The sequence below is a fragment of the Paenarthrobacter sp. YIM B13468 genome, from assembly GCF_042788025.1.
Lineage (GTDB): Bacteria > Actinomycetota > Actinomycetes > Actinomycetales > Micrococcaceae > Arthrobacter > Arthrobacter aromaticivorans.
Genome location: NZ_JBHZPI010000011.1, coordinates 102,430 through 118,101 on the forward strand (window position 1 = coordinate 102,430; position 15,672 = coordinate 118,101).

Genomic DNA, 15,672 nt, shown 5'->3' on the forward strand with positions numbered 1-15,672 from the left:
GGAGTTACTTCAGGAACTCAGACAGGTTGTCCTTGGTGATGAGCGTGAACGGCAGCGTGTAGCGGTTGTCCACGTTTGCGCCGTTCAGGAAGTCGGTCACTACCTCGACGGCCTTGACGCCCTGACCCGCGGAGTCCTGGCGGACCGTTGCGGACATGGTGCCCGCCTTGATGTCCTGCAACGCGGGATCGGTACCGTCGACGCCAACCACGGCCTTGAACTCCGCGGTGCGTCCCGCATCGGCAATGGCGGAAGCCGCACCGATGGCCATTTCGTCGTTGTTGGCCACAACCGCGTCAATCTGGCCGGACGGGAAGCGCTGAAGGGTGTCCTCCATGTTGCGCTTGGCGTCATCCCGGCTGCCCTTGGCCTGGAATTCAGCCACGATCTTGAAGTTCTTATTGATGGTCTTGTCGAAGCCGGACTTGCGGCGGTCGGTCCAGGATGCACCGTAGATACCTGCTGCGAACACGAGGTTGCCGCCGTTGGGCATCAGCTTGTTGAGGTATTCGGCCTGCATCTGGCCGGCCACGGTGTCATCCACGCCGATGTAGCTCTTGTAGCCGACGTTCGATCCGTCGGCGAACTCGGTGGACAGGATGAACAGCGGAATGTTGGCCGCAATGACCCGCTTGGCCGCGTTCTGGCTGGCATCGCCGTCCAGCGGCTGCATGATGACCGCGTCCACCTGGCGGGTGAGGAGGTCCTCAACCTGGTTCAGTTCGCTGCCAACGTCCTTCTTGGAGTCGGTGATGTTGAGCTTGACGCCCTTTTCCTCCGCCGTCTTCTTCATGGCGTCGGTCATGTGGGCCAGGTCAGGATCTTGCAGGTCAAGGACCACAACGCCGATGTTGTAGGTCTTGGCCGCCCCTCCGCTGCTGCTTGCGTTGCTGCTGCCGGCACACCCGGTGAGGGTGAGTGCCCCCGCTGCCATCATTGCGACCGCCGCAGCGATCTTACGTCGCATACCCATGGTTGTTCCTTTCAGTGGTTTTGTCTGTGCGTTGGGAGATTGTTGCTGCTGTGGGTCAGTCGGACTTCCAGCGGTTCAGCAGGACGGCGAGGACCAGGATCACGCCCTGTACGCCTTGCTGGAAGTAGGAGGAAACGCCCATCAGGTTCATGCCGTTCATCACCACGCCCAGCAGGAGCACGCCAATGACGGTTCCGCGGATGGTGCCGACGCCACCAAAGAGGCTCGTTCCGCCAATGACGACGGCGGCAATCACCTGGAGCTCGTAACCGGTACCGGCCACCGGTGCGGCGCCGTCCAGACGCGCGGTGAGGACGAGGCCGCCAAGGGCGGCAGTGACGCCACCAATGAGGTAGACGGTGAACAGTACGCGGCTGGTGGAGATGCCAACCTTCTTGGCCGATTCCTCGTTGCCACCTACGGCGTAGACATGGGAGCCGAATTTGGTTCGGCTCAGCACGAACTCGCAGATGATGGCGGCCACCAGGAAGATGATCACTGGGACCGGGATAGGCCCGATGAAGCCGGATCCCAGCCACTCGGCCGGTCCGCTCAGGCCGGAGACAACCTGCCCGTCTGTAATCACCAATGCTGCAGTGCGGGCTATGGCCATGGTGGCCAATGTGGCCAGGAAGGGAAGGATGGCTCCCCAGACAACCATTGCCGCGCTCAGGAAACCGACCAACAGTCCGACGCCAAGCCCGGCGATCAGCGGGAGCCAGAAGGCGCCGCCGCTGGCAGGAGCGAGCAGGGCGAACGTCATGCCGGCCAGACCGACTACGGAGCCCACGGACAGGTCGATTCCTGCCGTGATCATGATGAAGGTCATTCCCAGCGCGATCAGCCCGATGATGGAGGATTGCCTGACGACGTTCACGATGTTGTTAAGGGTCAGGAAGTTCGGTGCTGCCGCGGCGAGGAAGACGAGGATCACCACGAACAGGATGATGATTCCGTAATCCCCAATGAAGCGCTTGACCTTGGTGGCGGTCATGCCTTCCTTGAGATCGGCAGGGCCCAGTTTGGTCTTCAGATTGTCCATGGTGATACTCATGAGTCGCTCCCGTTCGTCGTACCGCGCGCGGCCAGGGCATCAACGGTTTCCATTGATGAAGTGCTTCCGATCCTGCGGCGTTCCTCAGGGATGCCGCTGCCGGTGTCCACGTAGTCGTCCAGAGTGCCGTGGGAAATCAGGTGGGCCACTTGGGCTTCGGAAACCTCGCCAACGCGGAACCGCCCCACCACTTGCCCTTGGCGCATGACGGCAAAGCGGTCTGCCACTGCGAAGGCTTCGTCGAGGCGGTGGGTGATGATGATTACCGCGATGCCCAGGTCCTTGAGGCGCTGGGTTACTTCGATGAGCTTGTCCACCTTGGCCACAGACAGGTTCGCGGTGGGCTCGTCCATGATGATCAGGCGTGCATCGAAGGCAAGGGCGCGTCCGATCGCGACGGCCTGCCGCTGGCCACCGGAGAGTCGCTTGACCTTCAGGCGCGGGTTGATGGGGATGTCCAAGCGTTCCAGTACCCGTTTGGTCTCGGATTCCATCTTCTTCCTGTCGATGATCCTCAACAGCGGACCCAGGATGTTCTTCTGCGGCTCCCGCCCCAGGAAGATATTGGTCCGGACGTCGAGGTTGTCTGCCAAGGCAAAATCCTGGTAGACCATCTCGACGCCTTGGTCGCGGGAAGCGGAAGGAGTCGGGAACTCGGTCCGCTTCCCGTCCAACTCAATCGAGCCGCGGTCTGGCTGGTAAACGCCCGTTAGCACTTTCATGAGCGTTGACTTGCCGGCGGCGTTGTCTCCAAGAAGTGCGAAGGTTTCGCCGGGCATGACATCGATGCTGACTCCGCGCAAAGCGGACACCGCCCCGAATGTCTTGTGTATGTCCTTGAGGGCGACAAGTGGAGCTGTCGCCGGTGGTGCGTCGGTCATCTCATCCTCGTTTGATAGGGCCATGCAAATGAACCGGTGAAACACCTTTGGCGATGGACCATCAAACAACGTTGTTTGATTTTGCAGAATCCGGGGTAATTCAAGGAAAGCCCCATAACTGCGTGACCTTCGCCACACTGTTTCACTTACTTGAACTTTGACGGATTGGATAACCGGGCATGTGTGCCACTTTGGAACACGGGCCCTGCCAAAATTGTTGCCGCGGGAAACAATTCCTCGACTTAAAAGGCAAAGCCCGGTCCGGGCACGGATTGTTGCGAAAGAATCCGTGCCCAAACCGGGCAGTTCAAGGGTCAGGCCGCGAGGTCTACGGCTATCGCGGCACCGGTCCGGGCGGACTTCTCCGCGGCGTCAGCGAGGATCAAAGCCGCACGGCCGTCCTCGAAACCAGGACTCCGCGAGGGAAGCCCGCGGACAGCGCGCAGGAACTCTGCCACCTCAAGCCGGTACGCCTCCGCATAGCGCTCCAGGAAGAAGCTTTGGTACGGCCCCATCCCCTCCACCGTCCTGGCGCCCCAGTGCCGGACCAGGCTGTCGTTCTTGTTGGCCACCTGAAGCAAGCCCGCGGATCCGAAGGCCTCGATGCGCTGGTCATAGCCATACACGGAATGCCGCGAGTTGAGGATGGTCACGAGTTCATCCTTGGACCCCCGAAGCGTGACCACAATCGAATCGAAGTCATCGGCCTCGCGGATCGCGTCGCTGAAGACGTTCGCGCCCCTGGCCGAGACCTCCACGATGTCCGGGATGAAGTAGCGGGCCGTGTCCAAGTCATGGATAGTCATGTCCCGGAAGATCCCACCGGACTGCGGCAGGTACGCTGCGGGAGGCTCCCCCGGGTCCCGACTGGTGATGACCAACTGTTCCAAGGCACCGATCTCGCCGGCCCCCACACGCCGCCTGAGTTCCACGAAGTGCCTGTCGAAGCGCTTGTTGAAGCCCAAAGCAATCGGGACATCCGCAGCAGCCGCCTTGGCCCGGAGCGCATCGACCCGCCCAATCTCCAGGTCGATGGGCTTCTCGCACAGCACTGGGATGCCGGCGTCGATCGACTGTTCGATCAGGTCCACGTGGGTGGCCGTTGGCGAAGCTACAATGACGGCATCGACTTCCCCGGAAGCAAACACTTCCCCGGGATCGTCGCTCACGCGGCCTCCGAACTCGGCGGCTGTTCGCTTGGCACCCTCAATGAAGGGATCGCACACCCAAGCCAACGTTGCTTCTTCCAGTGTCGCCAAGCTCATGGCATGCACTTGACCGATCCTGCCGGTCCCGAACAGGCCAACCCTGATCTGTTGCGTCATTGCAGGTCTCCAGATGTTGAAATGTCTATTGCTCGATTTTTTGCCGGCCCAGGCGTGCATAAACTTCCGGACGCTTTGAACGCAGGACGTATGCGTAGATAATTCCGCCAATGAACAGCGCGAAAGTAAAGGTCATGAAAATAGCCGTCATCAGGGCGGAACCGCCGATCAGTTCCGGATAATTCGCAATAGCCAAGTAGGTGATCAAGCCGAGGAAGATCACGCTGACGATCGGCGCCACGATCGTCTTCCACACCGATTCCGGGGCGAAACTGCGGCGGCGTACAAAGTAGACCAGCACAGCAAAGCTCGTGATGAACATCAACAGCAGGACCGAGAAAGTACCGCTTCCGCTCGCGATCGGATAGAGGGCCTCGGGAGCAACGCCCAGCAAGGTGAACACCACGGTGGCCACCGCCCAGAGGAGCCCCACTCCCATTGCTGAAACATAGGGGGACTTGTGGCGAGGGTGCACCCGGCCCAGGGCCTTCGGAAGCGCCCCATCAGCGGCAAGCGAAAAGCTGTACCGCGCAGCGATGTTCTGGATGGACAGCATGGAAGCCAGGATGGACGTGATGAGCAGGACAACCCCGACGTCCGCAAAGATCTTGCCAACCAACACGGTTGAGCCGTCGTTGAACAGGTTTACCGTGTTGGCCTTGGCCTCTTCCTGGACGTTGTCAGCACCAAGGAACGCCGTATAGGCCCAGGCAGCCACCGCGTAGAACAAGCCGATGCCAACCACCGCCAGGTAGGTTGCCCGGGGAATCGTCCGGTCCGGATTCTTAACCTCGTCGCGGTAGATGACCGTTGCTTCGAAGCCGAAGAAGTTGCCAACTGCAAACAGCAGCGCAAGGCCCAATCCGGCGTCGGTGATCCACGGCATGGAGAAGCCGACGCCTTGGGACACATCACCTGAGGCAAACGCCGCAACATCGAAGACGATGACCACGGTGGACTCGAGCAGCATGACAACCGTTAGCACCTTCGCGGAAAGGTCGATCCGGTTGTAGGCCAGGAGTGTTGTGATGCCAATGATGCCCAGTCCGTACCAGTACCACGGGATATCCGGACCACCGAGGGTATTGACCACGAAGCTCTGCAGCGTCAGGGCGAACAGTGACGGCGCAAAGAAACCGATGAAGATGTATCCCACGAGCGCCAGGAGGGCGCCACCCAAGCCCGCAGGCTTGCCGAGACCGGCCGTGACGAAGGAGTAAAAGCCGCCGGGAGCCTCGACACTCCTGCTCATCTTGACGAATCCCACCGAGAAGATCAGGAGCATCAGCGTCACCAGGAGGTAGATTCCCGGAGCGGTGTGGCCGCTGAAGAGGAGCATCACGGGCAGGGTGCCCGCGACTGTGGTCAGCGGGGAGGAAAAGGCGAGCACGTTCATCACGAGCTCGCCCACCCCCATATTTCCGCTGAGCTTGTTTTCCTGGGTTTGGGTAGGCGTTATCGGCTTGCCTTTTATTGAGCTAGACATGTAATCCTCGTCACGAAATTTAGAGTGCTGAATCACACTACCGACGCGGATTGTGGGAGTACTGTACCAGCTTGAGACAGCCCTTTTGGAGCAGTTCCGCCGAGCTTTTTCAGGTCCACCACGTCGCCCAGCGGCTGTCCTGTCTTCCACTGCCGCAGGTTCTTCGCAAAGCAGTCCACCACTCGTCCGCGCCACCCGATCAGGTCCCCGGAGGCATGGGGCGAAACCAGGATGTTGCTGCGGCTCCACAGCGGATTTTCGGCCGCCAAAGGTTCGTTCTCGAAAACGTCCAAGGCTGCCGCACCCAAGTGACCTGCGTCGATGGCATCGAGGAGGTCCTGCTCCACCACCACGGCCCCGCGGCCCACGTTGACCAAGCGGGCACCGGCACGCATCTTGTCGAACCGGGCAGCGTTGAACAGGCCACGGGTCTCCTCCGTGAGGGGAACAGTCAGCACCACGTCCTGGGCCTCTCCAAGGAGCGCATCCAGCTCGTCGAAGGAGGCAATGGCGCCCAACTGCTTGTCCTCGCGGGCGGTCCGGCCCACCACTGAGACATCCATGCCCGCCGCGCGCAGCAGCAATACAGTTTCGCGTCCCACCGGTCCCGGGCCGACCACCAGCACCTTGCGGCCCAGCAACGGCTCGGTCTCACGGTGCTGCCATGTCCGCGCCTGCTGCAGCTCGATCGTGCGGCGGAGGTCCTTGGTGAACATCAGCAGCACGCCCAGGACCCACTCAGCGATGGGACGCTCGCATACCCCACGGGAGTTGCTGACCACGATGTCGCTGTTGATGATCTCCTCGGTCATGAGGCTGTCGACGCCGATGCTGGAAGTGTGGATCCAGCGGAGGCCACCGGGGCCCACTTCACGCAGGAGCGTGGTCCGGAAATCGTTGAGGAACAGGATCTCCGTTCCCGGCAGCGCCGCCCGGAACTCGTCTGCGGTCCGGACCACCACCACCTCCGCTTCGGCATCCAGACGTTCCACGGGAGGTGCCGGGCGGCCCTCCTGGACGATGACAATCACTTTAGGTCGTGACACATTTTCTCCTTTCAAGGGGCGCTCCCGCAGAAGCGCCCCTAAAAACTCGTGCTTAGTACCGGTGGCGGCCTACCAGCCGCCTTGCCAACCGCTCATCAGTCCGTACGGCAGCCGTTGCGGCTCTTCACCCGGCAAACCCTTGAGGAAGTCGAAGTCGCAGCCCTCATGTGCCTGGTTGACGTGGTCGACGAAGAGGCGTCCGTAGCCGCGCCGGTATTTCGGCTCGGGGAGCTTGAGCTCGGCCAATCGGGCCTCGATCTCTTCGGCAGGGACATCCAGGTCGAGCCGCTGGTTCTCGACGTCGAGCACTATCGGATCGCCGTCCCGGACAATGGCCAGCGGGCCACCCACCGCAGACTCCGGCGAAACATGCAGAACTGTGGTGCCGAAGGCCGTGCCACTCATTCGCGCATCGGAGATCCGGACAATGTCCCGGATGCCCCGGCGCAGCAGCCTCTCCGGAATGGGAAGCATGCCCCACTCGGGCATACCGGGAGCTCCCACCGGCCCGCTGTTGCGCAAGACCAGTACGGAGTCTTCCGTGATATCCAGATCTGGATCATCAATCCTGCGGCCGAGGTCGTAAATGTCCTCGAACACCACCGCCGAACCCTTGTGCTGCAGCAGGTCCTTGGACGCTGCGCTTCTCTTGATCACAGCACCGTTGGGTGCCAAGGATCCACGGACGACGGCGATGCCACCTGAAGCGTCGAAGGGCGCTTCGAGCGTGCCGACTACAACGCCATCCGGCTCCGGTGCCGTCTTGTAGCCATCTTCCAGGGACTCACCCGTGACGGTAATTGCGTCCTTGTTCAGGAGTGGAGCCAGCTCCTTAAGTACCGTGGAGATGCCACCTACCTGGAACAGCTGCTGCACCAAGTACTCACCCGATGGGCGGACATTGACGATGCGAGGCGTGCGCTGCGAGATTTCGTGGAACCGATCCAACGGCAGCTCATAACCAACGCGCCTCGCCAGCGCCAGGAGATGCACCACGGCATTGGTGGAACCACCTACAGCCATCAAGAGCGTGATGGCATTATCAAACGCCTCTTTGGTCAATATTTCGCTGGGCTTTGGCCCCTGCGTCAGGGCCATTTCCACTGCCCTGCGTCCTGTGGCTTCGGCTGCTTGGGCGCGGCGCGCGTCCACTGCAGGGATTGAGGCAGTACCCGGCAGACACATGCCCAGGGCTTCGACGAGGGATGTCATGGTGGAGGCAGTGCCCATCTCACTGCAGTGCCCGGCAGAAGGTTTCGCGGCGGATTCAAGCTCGTCGAAGTCCGCCTCGGTGATCTTTCCTGCACGCAACTCATCTGCGTACTTCCAGGTGTCCGTGCCAACCCCGAGCTGTTTCCCCCGGAAATGGGCGGGTTCCTGGGGTCCGCCCGTAAGCATGATGGTCGGAACATCCGCACTGGCGGCACCCATTAGCTGCGCCGGGACGGTTTTGTCACAGCCGCCCAGAAGCACAATTGCATCCAGCGGGTAGGCGCGGATGGACTCTTCAACGTCCATGGCCATCAGATTCCGGAACTGCATGGCAGAGGGCTTCATCAAGCTCTCGCCCAAGGAGATCGTAGGGAACTCCAGTGGGAGCCCGCCGGCCATGAGAACCCCGCGCTTCACGGCGTCGGCCAGCAGCTTGAAGTGGATGTTGCAGTTGACCAGTTCTGACCAGGAGTTTGCGATGCCGATAACTGGCTTGTCTTTGAGGGCGAAGCGTGAGAAACCTTCGGCCTGGATGGCGGTGCGGTGTACGAATCCCGTGAGGTCGTGTGGCGCGAACCATCGTGCGCTGCGGAGGTCGTTGTAATTCGACTCGGACATATCTTTCAAGGCTCCTTGGCTTGTTTGTCTATATGAGGTCTTGGGTGTTGCAGCTACGCGGCGGACGTGCCGCCGTCGAATGCCATGCTGGTGCCGGTGGCGAAGGTGCCGTCAACGGCCAGGAAATAGATGGCTGCTGCCACCTCTTCCGGATCAGCGAGCCGGCTCAGCGGCACGGTGCTTTGCTTCTGCTGCAGGGCCCGGAGGGGATCCGGCTCGGCGTCCAAGCCCGAGCGCAGCATGGGCGTATCAATCGGGCCGGGGCAGACGGCGTTGACGCGGACATGGGGCGCCAGCTCCACGGCAAGCGCCTTGGTAAGCCCCACCACACCGGCCTTGGCTGCGCAGTAATGGGCCAGCCCGGCGACTCCCATGGTTGCGAGATCCGAAGCAACATTGACGATCGCTCCTCCCCCGGCCCTGCGCAGGTGGAGGCCCGCTTCCCGCGCGACGTAGAACGTGCCGGAGAGGTTGGTGTCCAGCACTTCGCGCCAGCGCTGCTCGTCCAGGTCCTCGAGGGGCGCGTAGCCGGCAATGCCCGCGGCGTTGACTGCCACGTCCAGTCCGCCAAGGGAGTGGATCGCGCCGCGGACGCCGTTCCTGACCGATTCGGCGTCGGCAACGTTGGTGACCACCTGATGCGCACCGCCGTCGATATCGTCCGCCACGCGCTGCAGTTCCCCCGCACGCCGGCCAAGCAGGGCTACGCGTGCACCCCGGGCGGCGAACAGTTTCGCGGTCGCTTCCCCGACGCCGGACGTCGCGCCTGTGACGAGCACCCGCAAGGGTTCCGTCCGATTCCATGTGCTGCGGTGCATCATCGTCGACGGGCTCCTCTTTGTTGGCGTTGCTGAACTAGTACGTTCTACTCAAACAGCCGGAGGCCTTCGCTGGATGTCTCAGATTGAGACACAGCGCACACTCCCGGCGTCCATAGGCTGATCCTCAGATGCCGCCTTTCTGTGCGGCACAGCACACCGCCGGAGAACGGCACAAACTAAGGAGTCCACTTTGGAAGACCAGAACCGCATTGGCGTTGGCCTCATCTCGGTGGGTTGGATGGGGCGCCTGCATTCCCGCGCCTACCTCGCCACCAAGCAGTTCTTCCCTGAACTGCCGCGCCACCCCGAGCTTGTGATCGCCGCAGACCCCGACGACGCCGGCCGTCACCATGCCGAGGACGCGCTCGGCTACAAGGAAACGGCTACCGACTACCGCAAAGTGCTCGAGAACCCGGACGTCGATGTCGTCTCGATCTGCTCCCCCAACTTTCTGCACCACGAAATCGCCTTGGCAACCATCGAAGCGGGCAAGCACTTCTGGATCGAGAAGCCCATGGGCCGCAGTGCCCAGGAATCCCGCGATATTGCCCAAGGTGCCGAGGCTGCAGGGCTGATCACCTCGGTGGGCTTCAATTACCGCCATGCACCGGCCGTAGCTGAAGCCAGGCGGCTCATCCGCTCCGGCGCGCTGGGCAAAGTGACCAACGTGCAGATCCGCCTGCTCACCGGCTACGCCTCGGACCCGACGCAGGTCTTCACGTGGCGCTACGAGCAGGCACGGGCGGGCTCCGGTGTCCTGGGCGATGTGCTGAGTCACGGCTTTGACCTTGCACAGTTCCTGGTGGGGCGCATCACTTCGCTCAATGCCGTCACAGAAACATTCATCAAGGACCGCCCGCTGCCGGCCGGCAATTCCTCCAACTCCTTCGACATGGGCCAAGCCTCGGATGTCACCCGTGAGGTGGAGAACGAGGACTACACCGCCATGCTGGCCCGCTTCGAGGGCGGCGCGATCGGCATGTTCGAATCCACCCGCGTAGCCATTGGCCCGCACGCCGAATACATCATCGAGGTGTACGGCATGGAAGGCTCGCTGCGCTGGAACTTCGAACGCATGAACCAGCTTGAGCTCGCCACCGACCGCAGCGGTTACCGCGCCATCATGACGCCGCCGTCCTACGGCGAATTCGGCCGCTTCCAGCCGGGCCCCGGTCCGGGCATCGGCTTCAACGATCTCAAGACCATCGAGGCCGCACTCTTCCTGCGTTCGGTGGCCGAAGGAAAGCAGCTCGGACCCTCCGCCGCCGATGGTTGGTCGGCTTCGGAGCTGGTGGATGCCTCCTTGCGCAGCGCCGGTTCCGGGGACTGGGTGGAGATCCCGGAAGTCTCCGGGAAGACCACGTACGGAGCCTGAGACTGAAGACAAAGGGAGGCCGGATCGCGATGATCCGGCCTCCTTTTTGGTGCGCTGATTTTGCTGTGCTGAATCCTACTTGGCGAAGCGGAACAGCTTCTTGTTGGCAAACTCCAGCATGCCCACCTTGCCCAGTTCGCGTCCGTAACCTGACTTCTTGACGCCGCCGAACGGCACGTCCGCACCGCTGAGGTCGTAGGCACCCACGAACACCATGCCGACGTCGAGTTGGTTGCCGACGCGCTCGGCGCGCTCAACGTCGTCGCAAATCACCACGGAACCCAGGCCGTACGGCGAGGAATTCGCGAGCTTGATCGCCTCAGCGTCGCTGCTGACCTTGTAGAGCTGCGCAACAGGGCCGAAGAGCTCCTCGCTGTAAACGTCCATGGACGGCGTGATGTTGGTGATCACCGTCGGCGTGAAGACGTTGCCCTGGGGCTCATTGTTACCCACCAGGATCTCGGCGCCCTGGTCCAACGCGCCCTGCACCTGCGAGGCTAGGAATTTGGTGGCCGAATCGGAAGACATCGGCCCGAAATCGCCATTCTCGTAGGACTGTCCGGCGATGGCGGCCTTGAACTTCTCCGAGAACTCGTCGAAGTACTTGTCCAGCACCACGATCCTCTTGGAACCGTTGCACGACTGGCCCGTGTTGCCCATGCGGCCCATCACGGCCTTCTTCACCGCAAGGTCCACGTCGTCCGTGTCCAGGACCAGGAACACGTCGGCGCCGCCAAGCTCCAGCACACACTTCTTCAGCGCGCGCCCCGCCTGCTCAGCCACGATCGCTCCCACTTGTTCGGAGCCCGTTAGTGAGACACCCTGCACGCGGTCGTCGGCAATGATGTTCGAGATCTGCTGATGGGTGGCGAACAGGTTGACGTACGCGCCCTCCGGGAAGCCTGCGTCGCGGAAGAGTTCCTCCAGCGCCAATGCGGATTCCGGGCATTGGCTGGCGTGGCGGACGATCACCGTGTTGCCCAGGATGATGTTCGGAATAGCAAACCGTGCCACCTGGTAGTAGGGGTAGTTCCACGGCATGATGCCCAGGATCACGCCGAGGCCTTGGTAACGGAAGAAGCTCCGGAGCCCGTCGGCGACCTCGAGTTGCTCATCGGCAAGCCATTCTTCGGCGTGCTCGGCGAAAGCAGCGGCGATGGAAGCGGAGAACTCGGCTTCTCCCACTGCCTGCTGCAGCGGCTTGCCCATTTCCCGGTTGATGATTGCGGCCAGCTTGTCCTTGCGCTCGACAAACAGTTCCGCAAGGCGCTTGGCCAAGGCCGCGCGTTCGGCGACCGTGGTGGTGCGGGACCACTCCTGGTAGGTCTTCTGTGCTGCGCTGAGCCCGGCTTCCACCTCTGCATCAGTGGCGGCCGGGTACTCGGCGTGGATGGTGCCGGTGGCTGGATCAGTAACTGCAAATGCGCTCATGATGAATGCTCCTTTGTTACGAAAATCAGAAAGAACGGTAAGCCCGTAAGACGACGGGCGGGACCGCTGCGTAGCGGTCCCGCCCAGTGCGCTTAGCGCGTTTCAGGTGCGGTGGTGGCAGCGTAGAAGCGCTGGCGCTCACGGCCCTTGAGGTGCTTGGCGATACCCTCCAGGGTGGCGGGTCGCTCCGAAGTCATGGGAGCTCCAACGTCCCAGAAGGCGCCATTGCCGGAAAGGTAGCGCCACGGCTCAACACGGGCCACGATCACGGCAGGACCTTCGGTTTCCTTCGCTTCGGTGAGGGCGGCCGAGAACTCTTCGATCGTCGTCGTGGACCATGCAGCACAGCCCATGCTGGCTGCGTTGGCGGCGATGTCGAACTCAAGGACCGCCCCGTCCAGCCGGCCGGACTCCTTGCTGCGTTCGCGGTACTGGGTGCCGAATTCGCGGCCCGGACCGCCCTTGGCAACCTGGAGCGGCCAGATGCACTGGTGGCCGCGGTTGTCGATCACGATCGTGATGATCTTCTTGCGTTCCTGGACGGCTGTGACCAGTTCGGTGGGCTGCATGAAGTAGGTGCCGTCACCGATCAGGACATATACCTCGCCGGGCGCATCGGGACGGGCCAAACGGTAGCCGAGGCCTGCGGGGATTTCGTGGCCCATGCAGGAATTGGCGTATTCAAAGTGAATTTCGGTGCCGTTGGAGGGATCCCACGCCTTGTGGATGCCTTCAACCACGCCGCCGGAGCCCAAAATCAGGGCGTCGTCACTGGTGGTGCGCTGGTTGAGTACGTCAATCACCTGGGCCTGGCTCATCAGTTCGCCGGCGAAATCCTGGAGGTCGTGCTTGCGCACCTCCAGCGTGGCTTTGCGGGCATCTGCGATGTCGCTGCGGAACTCGTCCGACGTCGAGTATCCGACGGCGGCCAGGCGCTCCCGCAGGGCGGCCAGGTTCAGCTTGGCGTCGCCGATCACCGGGAACGAGCCCATCTTGTGTGCGTCGAACGAACCCACGTTGAGGTTCACGAACTTCACGTCCGGGTTCTGGAAAAGCGAGTGGGATGCGGTGATGAAGTCCTGGAGGCGTGAACCCACGGTCACCACCACATCGGCGCCATCTGCGATCTCGTTGGCGCCCACGGTTCCGGTCACACCCAGTGCACCGAGGTTGAGGTCGGTGATGGGTCCGCTGCCCTTGCCTGCGTAGGTCTCTGACACCGGGATGCCGAACTCCGCGCTGAAGCGTGCCAGCTCGTCCTGTGCCTTGGAGTAGCGGACACCGCCACCGGAGATCAGCAGGGGACGCTTGGCGTTGCGGATGATTTCGGCGGCGTCGCGCAACTCGTCCTCAACAGCCGGGCGACGGCGGATGTGCCAGACGCGCGGGGTGAAGAAGGACTCGGGGAAGTCGAACTCGGCACCTTGGATGTCCTGCGGAAGGCACACCACCACGGCACCGGTTTCCACCGGGTCGGTGAGGACGCGCATGGCCTCCGGGAGCGTGGACAGCAACTGTGCGGGGTGGGTGATCCGGTCGAAGTAGCGGCTAACGGGACGGAAGCAGTCGTTGGCGGAGACATCGCGCTCAACGGGGTGTTCGATCTGCTGCAACACGGGGTCGCCGAACCGGTTGTTGATGATGTCCGCAGGGAACAACAGCACGGGGAGGCGGTTGGTGGTGGCCGTGGCCGCACCGGAGACCATGTTGGTGGATCCCGGGCCGGCGGAGGCCGTGCAGGCCAGGGTGGCGGCACGGTTGGAAGCCTTTGCGAAGCCAATGGCCGCGTGGACCATGGATTGCTCGTTCTTGCCCTGGTAGTGCGGGAAGTCCACGCCGTATTCGTCGATGCCTTGAGCCAGGCCAACGGAGTTGCCGTGGCCAAAGATGCCGTACATGCCGGCGATCAGACGCCGTTTTTCACCATCGAGTTCGCTGTACTGGACTTGCAAATACTCAACGATCGCTTGTGCGACAGTGCGGCGGCGGACGGCCTTTTTATCGGCTGCGATATTGACTTCGGTGCCGATATCAGCAGCGGCTGTGCTAGTCATGCGTTCTCCTAAATTCGTAGGTGCGTCGGCATTTGCAAACCGATTCGCCCGAACATCAGGTTTTCACCTTGGGGAAGCAAAGTTGTGTCCCAGTTTGGGACGCCACCTACCCTCCCCGGACACGCAAAAACAGCAGCCGACGGCGGCACGCAAGTACCAACGTCGGCTGCTGTTTGGTGGTTGTCTTAGTCGAAGCGGTATGGCTCCTGCGGCCCTACCGATGGCAGCGGCCGGGGACGTTCGCAGGTGCTTTCGATTTCGATGTGCTTGCCCTGCTCCGAGGATGCCTCGAAGGCCAGGAGGACCTCCAGCACGTGGTAGGCGAAGTCGCCGCCCGTCCGGGGTTCCAGGCCGTTGCGGATGGCGTAGCCGAACTCGGCCAGACCGATGCCGCGGTAGGCGTCGTCACGGTGGGTGATCGGAGTTTCGCGCCAGTCGCCACCGCCCGGGGGCGTCATGTCCAGCGCGAGGTCACCCGGCTCGCCGCGGCGCAGCACGGGAGCGCCGGAGAAGTGATCCGGGTTGGGTGCAGCGAGGGATCCTCCGGTGCCGTAGATCTCCAGGTGCGGCAGGTTGTGGTTCCAGATGTCCCAGCTGACGATCACGGTGGCAGCAGCGCCGGACTCGAAGTCGAGGGTGCCCGTGACGTGCGTGGGAGTCTGGATCTGGATGACTTCACCCTCCTTGCCCGGGCGGGGACGAGTCTCGGAGGAACGCGGCGTGGTCGCGGAGACCCGCTTCACCGGGCCGAAGAAGTTCACCAAGTTGGTGATCAAGTACGGTCCGATGTCCAGCATCGGGCCAGCCCCGGGGCTGTAAAAAGGGTCCACGTTCGGGTGCCAGTGCTCATAGCCCCGGCACGCGAACGATGCGAAGGCTGCCACGGGCTCGCCGATCCAGCCGTCGTCGATGAGCTTACGGCTGGTCTGCATGCCGGAACCCAGGAACGTGGTGGGCGCGGAGCCTACTTTGACGCCGGCTTCCCGTGCTGCGTCCAGAATCTGCTTGGCTTCCTCAAGGGAGGTTGCGAAGGGCTTCTCGGAGAGTACGTGCTTGCCGGCCGCAATCGCCTGGAGGGTGACTGGTGCATGGAGCTTGGGCGGCGTGAGGTTGAGGACCAACTCCACGTCCTTATCTGCCAGCAGCTCGTCGGGTGTGAGGGCCTTGGGAACGTCGTACTCCGCAGCGCGCTTCCGCACTGCCTCGGGGTTCACATCCGCGAGCGCCACGATGTTGACGTCGGGGTGGACGCCGATCTTGTCCAGGTATTGGTTGAGGACGTTTCCGACGCCGATGATGCCGACTCGAATGGGTTCCATGTGAATCTCCGTTAAATGATTGTTGGAACATCCCGGGGCGAGGATACCCCGCCCCGGGATGGGTTGCGATAGCCCGG

12 protein-coding genes are annotated in these 15,672 nt (G+C 62.4%); 1 reads left to right on the forward strand and 11 read right to left on the reverse strand.

Annotation, left to right across the window (positions count from 1 at the left end; genetic code table 11):
- Positions 1-4: 4 nt before the first annotated feature.
- The 8 genes from ACFX4T_RS12335 to ACFX4T_RS12370 form a co-directional block, all read right to left on the reverse strand.
- A complete protein-coding gene (locus tag ACFX4T_RS12335; protein ID WP_223949010.1) occupies positions 5-973 on the reverse strand; it encodes a sugar ABC transporter substrate-binding protein in 969 nt (322 codons plus the stop codon).
- 55 nt (positions 974-1,028) lie between these two features.
- On the reverse strand, positions 1,029-2,027 hold the full coding sequence (locus ACFX4T_RS12340; protein ID WP_223949009.1) for an ABC transporter permease: 999 nt from the start codon (positions 2,025-2,027) through the stop codon (positions 1,029-1,031).
- Entirely contained in the window at positions 2,024-2,908 is an 885-nt protein-coding gene (locus ACFX4T_RS12345; protein WP_223949008.1) for an ATP-binding cassette domain-containing protein, read from the reverse strand. Before ACFX4T_RS12345 ends, ACFX4T_RS12340 begins: the two co-directional genes overlap by 4 nt.
- Positions 2,909-3,222: 314 nt before the next feature.
- Complete coding sequence (locus ACFX4T_RS12350; protein WP_223949007.1) at positions 3,223-4,233, reverse strand: Gfo/Idh/MocA family oxidoreductase; 1,011 nt, start codon at positions 4,231-4,233, stop codon at positions 3,223-3,225.
- A 25-nt stretch (positions 4,234-4,258) separates the two neighbouring features.
- A complete protein-coding gene (locus ACFX4T_RS12355) occupies positions 4,259-5,719 on the reverse strand; it encodes an APC family permease (protein WP_223949006.1) in 1,461 nt (486 codons plus the stop codon).
- A 32-nt stretch (positions 5,720-5,751) separates the two neighbouring features.
- Positions 5,752-6,765, reverse strand: coding sequence for a D-2-hydroxyacid dehydrogenase (locus tag ACFX4T_RS12360; RefSeq protein WP_377652133.1), 1,014 nt, complete (start codon positions 6,763-6,765; stop codon positions 5,752-5,754).
- Positions 6,766-6,834: 69 nt separating this feature from the next.
- The gene (locus ACFX4T_RS12365) at positions 6,835-8,595 is read right to left on the reverse strand and encodes an IlvD/Edd family dehydratase (RefSeq protein WP_377652134.1); all 1,761 of its coding nucleotides are present in this window, start codon (positions 8,593-8,595) and stop codon (positions 6,835-6,837) included.
- A gap of 53 nt (positions 8,596-8,648) precedes the next feature.
- Positions 8,649-9,416, reverse strand: a complete 768-nt coding sequence (locus ACFX4T_RS12370; RefSeq protein ID WP_377652135.1) for an SDR family NAD(P)-dependent oxidoreductase — start codon at positions 9,414-9,416, stop codon at positions 8,649-8,651.
- Between the two features lie 190 nt (positions 9,417-9,606).
- Between ACFX4T_RS12370 and ACFX4T_RS12375 the strand changes: the two genes are divergently transcribed.
- The gene (locus tag ACFX4T_RS12375; protein WP_377652136.1) at positions 9,607-10,791 is read left to right on the forward strand and encodes a Gfo/Idh/MocA family protein; all 1,185 of its coding nucleotides are present in this window, start codon (positions 9,607-9,609) and stop codon (positions 10,789-10,791) included.
- A 75-nt stretch (positions 10,792-10,866) separates the two neighbouring features.
- Here the strand turns inward: ACFX4T_RS12375 and ACFX4T_RS12380 are convergent, their stop codons facing one another.
- The 3 genes from ACFX4T_RS12380 to ACFX4T_RS12390 form a co-directional block, all read right to left on the reverse strand.
- A complete protein-coding gene (locus ACFX4T_RS12380; protein WP_377652137.1) occupies positions 10,867-12,222 on the reverse strand; it encodes an aldehyde dehydrogenase family protein in 1,356 nt (451 codons plus the stop codon).
- Positions 12,223-12,314: 92 nt separating this feature from the next.
- Positions 12,315-14,276 carry a 3D-(3,5/4)-trihydroxycyclohexane-1,2-dione acylhydrolase (decyclizing) gene (iolD, locus tag ACFX4T_RS12385; protein ID WP_377652138.1) on the reverse strand — a complete coding sequence of 654 codons (1,962 nt, stop codon included), beginning with the start codon at positions 14,274-14,276 and terminating at the stop codon, positions 12,315-12,317.
- Between the two features lie 185 nt (positions 14,277-14,461).
- A complete protein-coding gene (locus tag ACFX4T_RS12390) occupies positions 14,462-15,595 on the reverse strand; it encodes a Gfo/Idh/MocA family protein (protein WP_377652139.1) in 1,134 nt (377 codons plus the stop codon).
- Positions 15,596-15,672 lie beyond the last annotated feature (77 nt).

Excerpts from the sequence above, each read along its gene's own strand:
- ACFX4T_RS12335 (WP_223949010.1), bottom strand. The coding sequence starts at position 973 with ATGGGTATGCGACGTAAGATCGCTGCGGCGGTCGCAATGATGGCAGCG.
- ACFX4T_RS12340 (WP_223949009.1), bottom strand. The coding sequence starts at position 2,027 with ATGAGTATCACCATGGACAATCTGAAGACCAAACTGGGCCCTGCCGAT.
- ACFX4T_RS12345 (WP_223949008.1), bottom strand. The coding sequence starts at position 2,908 with ATGACCGACGCACCACCGGCGACAGCTCCACTTGTCGCCCTCAAGGAC.
- ACFX4T_RS12350 (WP_223949007.1), bottom strand. The coding sequence starts at position 4,233 with ATGACGCAACAGATCAGGGTTGGCCTGTTCGGGACCGGCAGGATCGGT.
- ACFX4T_RS12355 (WP_223949006.1), bottom strand. The coding sequence starts at position 5,719 with ATGTCTAGCTCAATAAAAGGCAAGCCGATAACGCCTACCCAAACCCAG.
- ACFX4T_RS12365 (WP_377652134.1), bottom strand. The coding sequence starts at position 8,595 with ATGTCCGAGTCGAATTACAACGACCTCCGCAGCGCACGATGGTTCGCG.
- ACFX4T_RS12370 (WP_377652135.1), bottom strand. The coding sequence starts at position 9,416 with ATGATGCACCGCAGCACATGGAATCGGACGGAACCCTTGCGGGTGCTC.
- ACFX4T_RS12380 (WP_377652137.1), bottom strand. The coding sequence starts at position 12,222 with ATGAGCGCATTTGCAGTTACTGATCCAGCCACCGGCACCATCCACGCC.
- iolD (WP_377652138.1), bottom strand. The coding sequence starts at position 14,276 with ATGACTAGCACAGCCGCTGCTGATATCGGCACCGAAGTCAATATCGCA.
- ACFX4T_RS12390 (WP_377652139.1), bottom strand. The coding sequence starts at position 15,595 with ATGGAACCCATTCGAGTCGGCATCATCGGCGTCGGAAACGTCCTCAAC.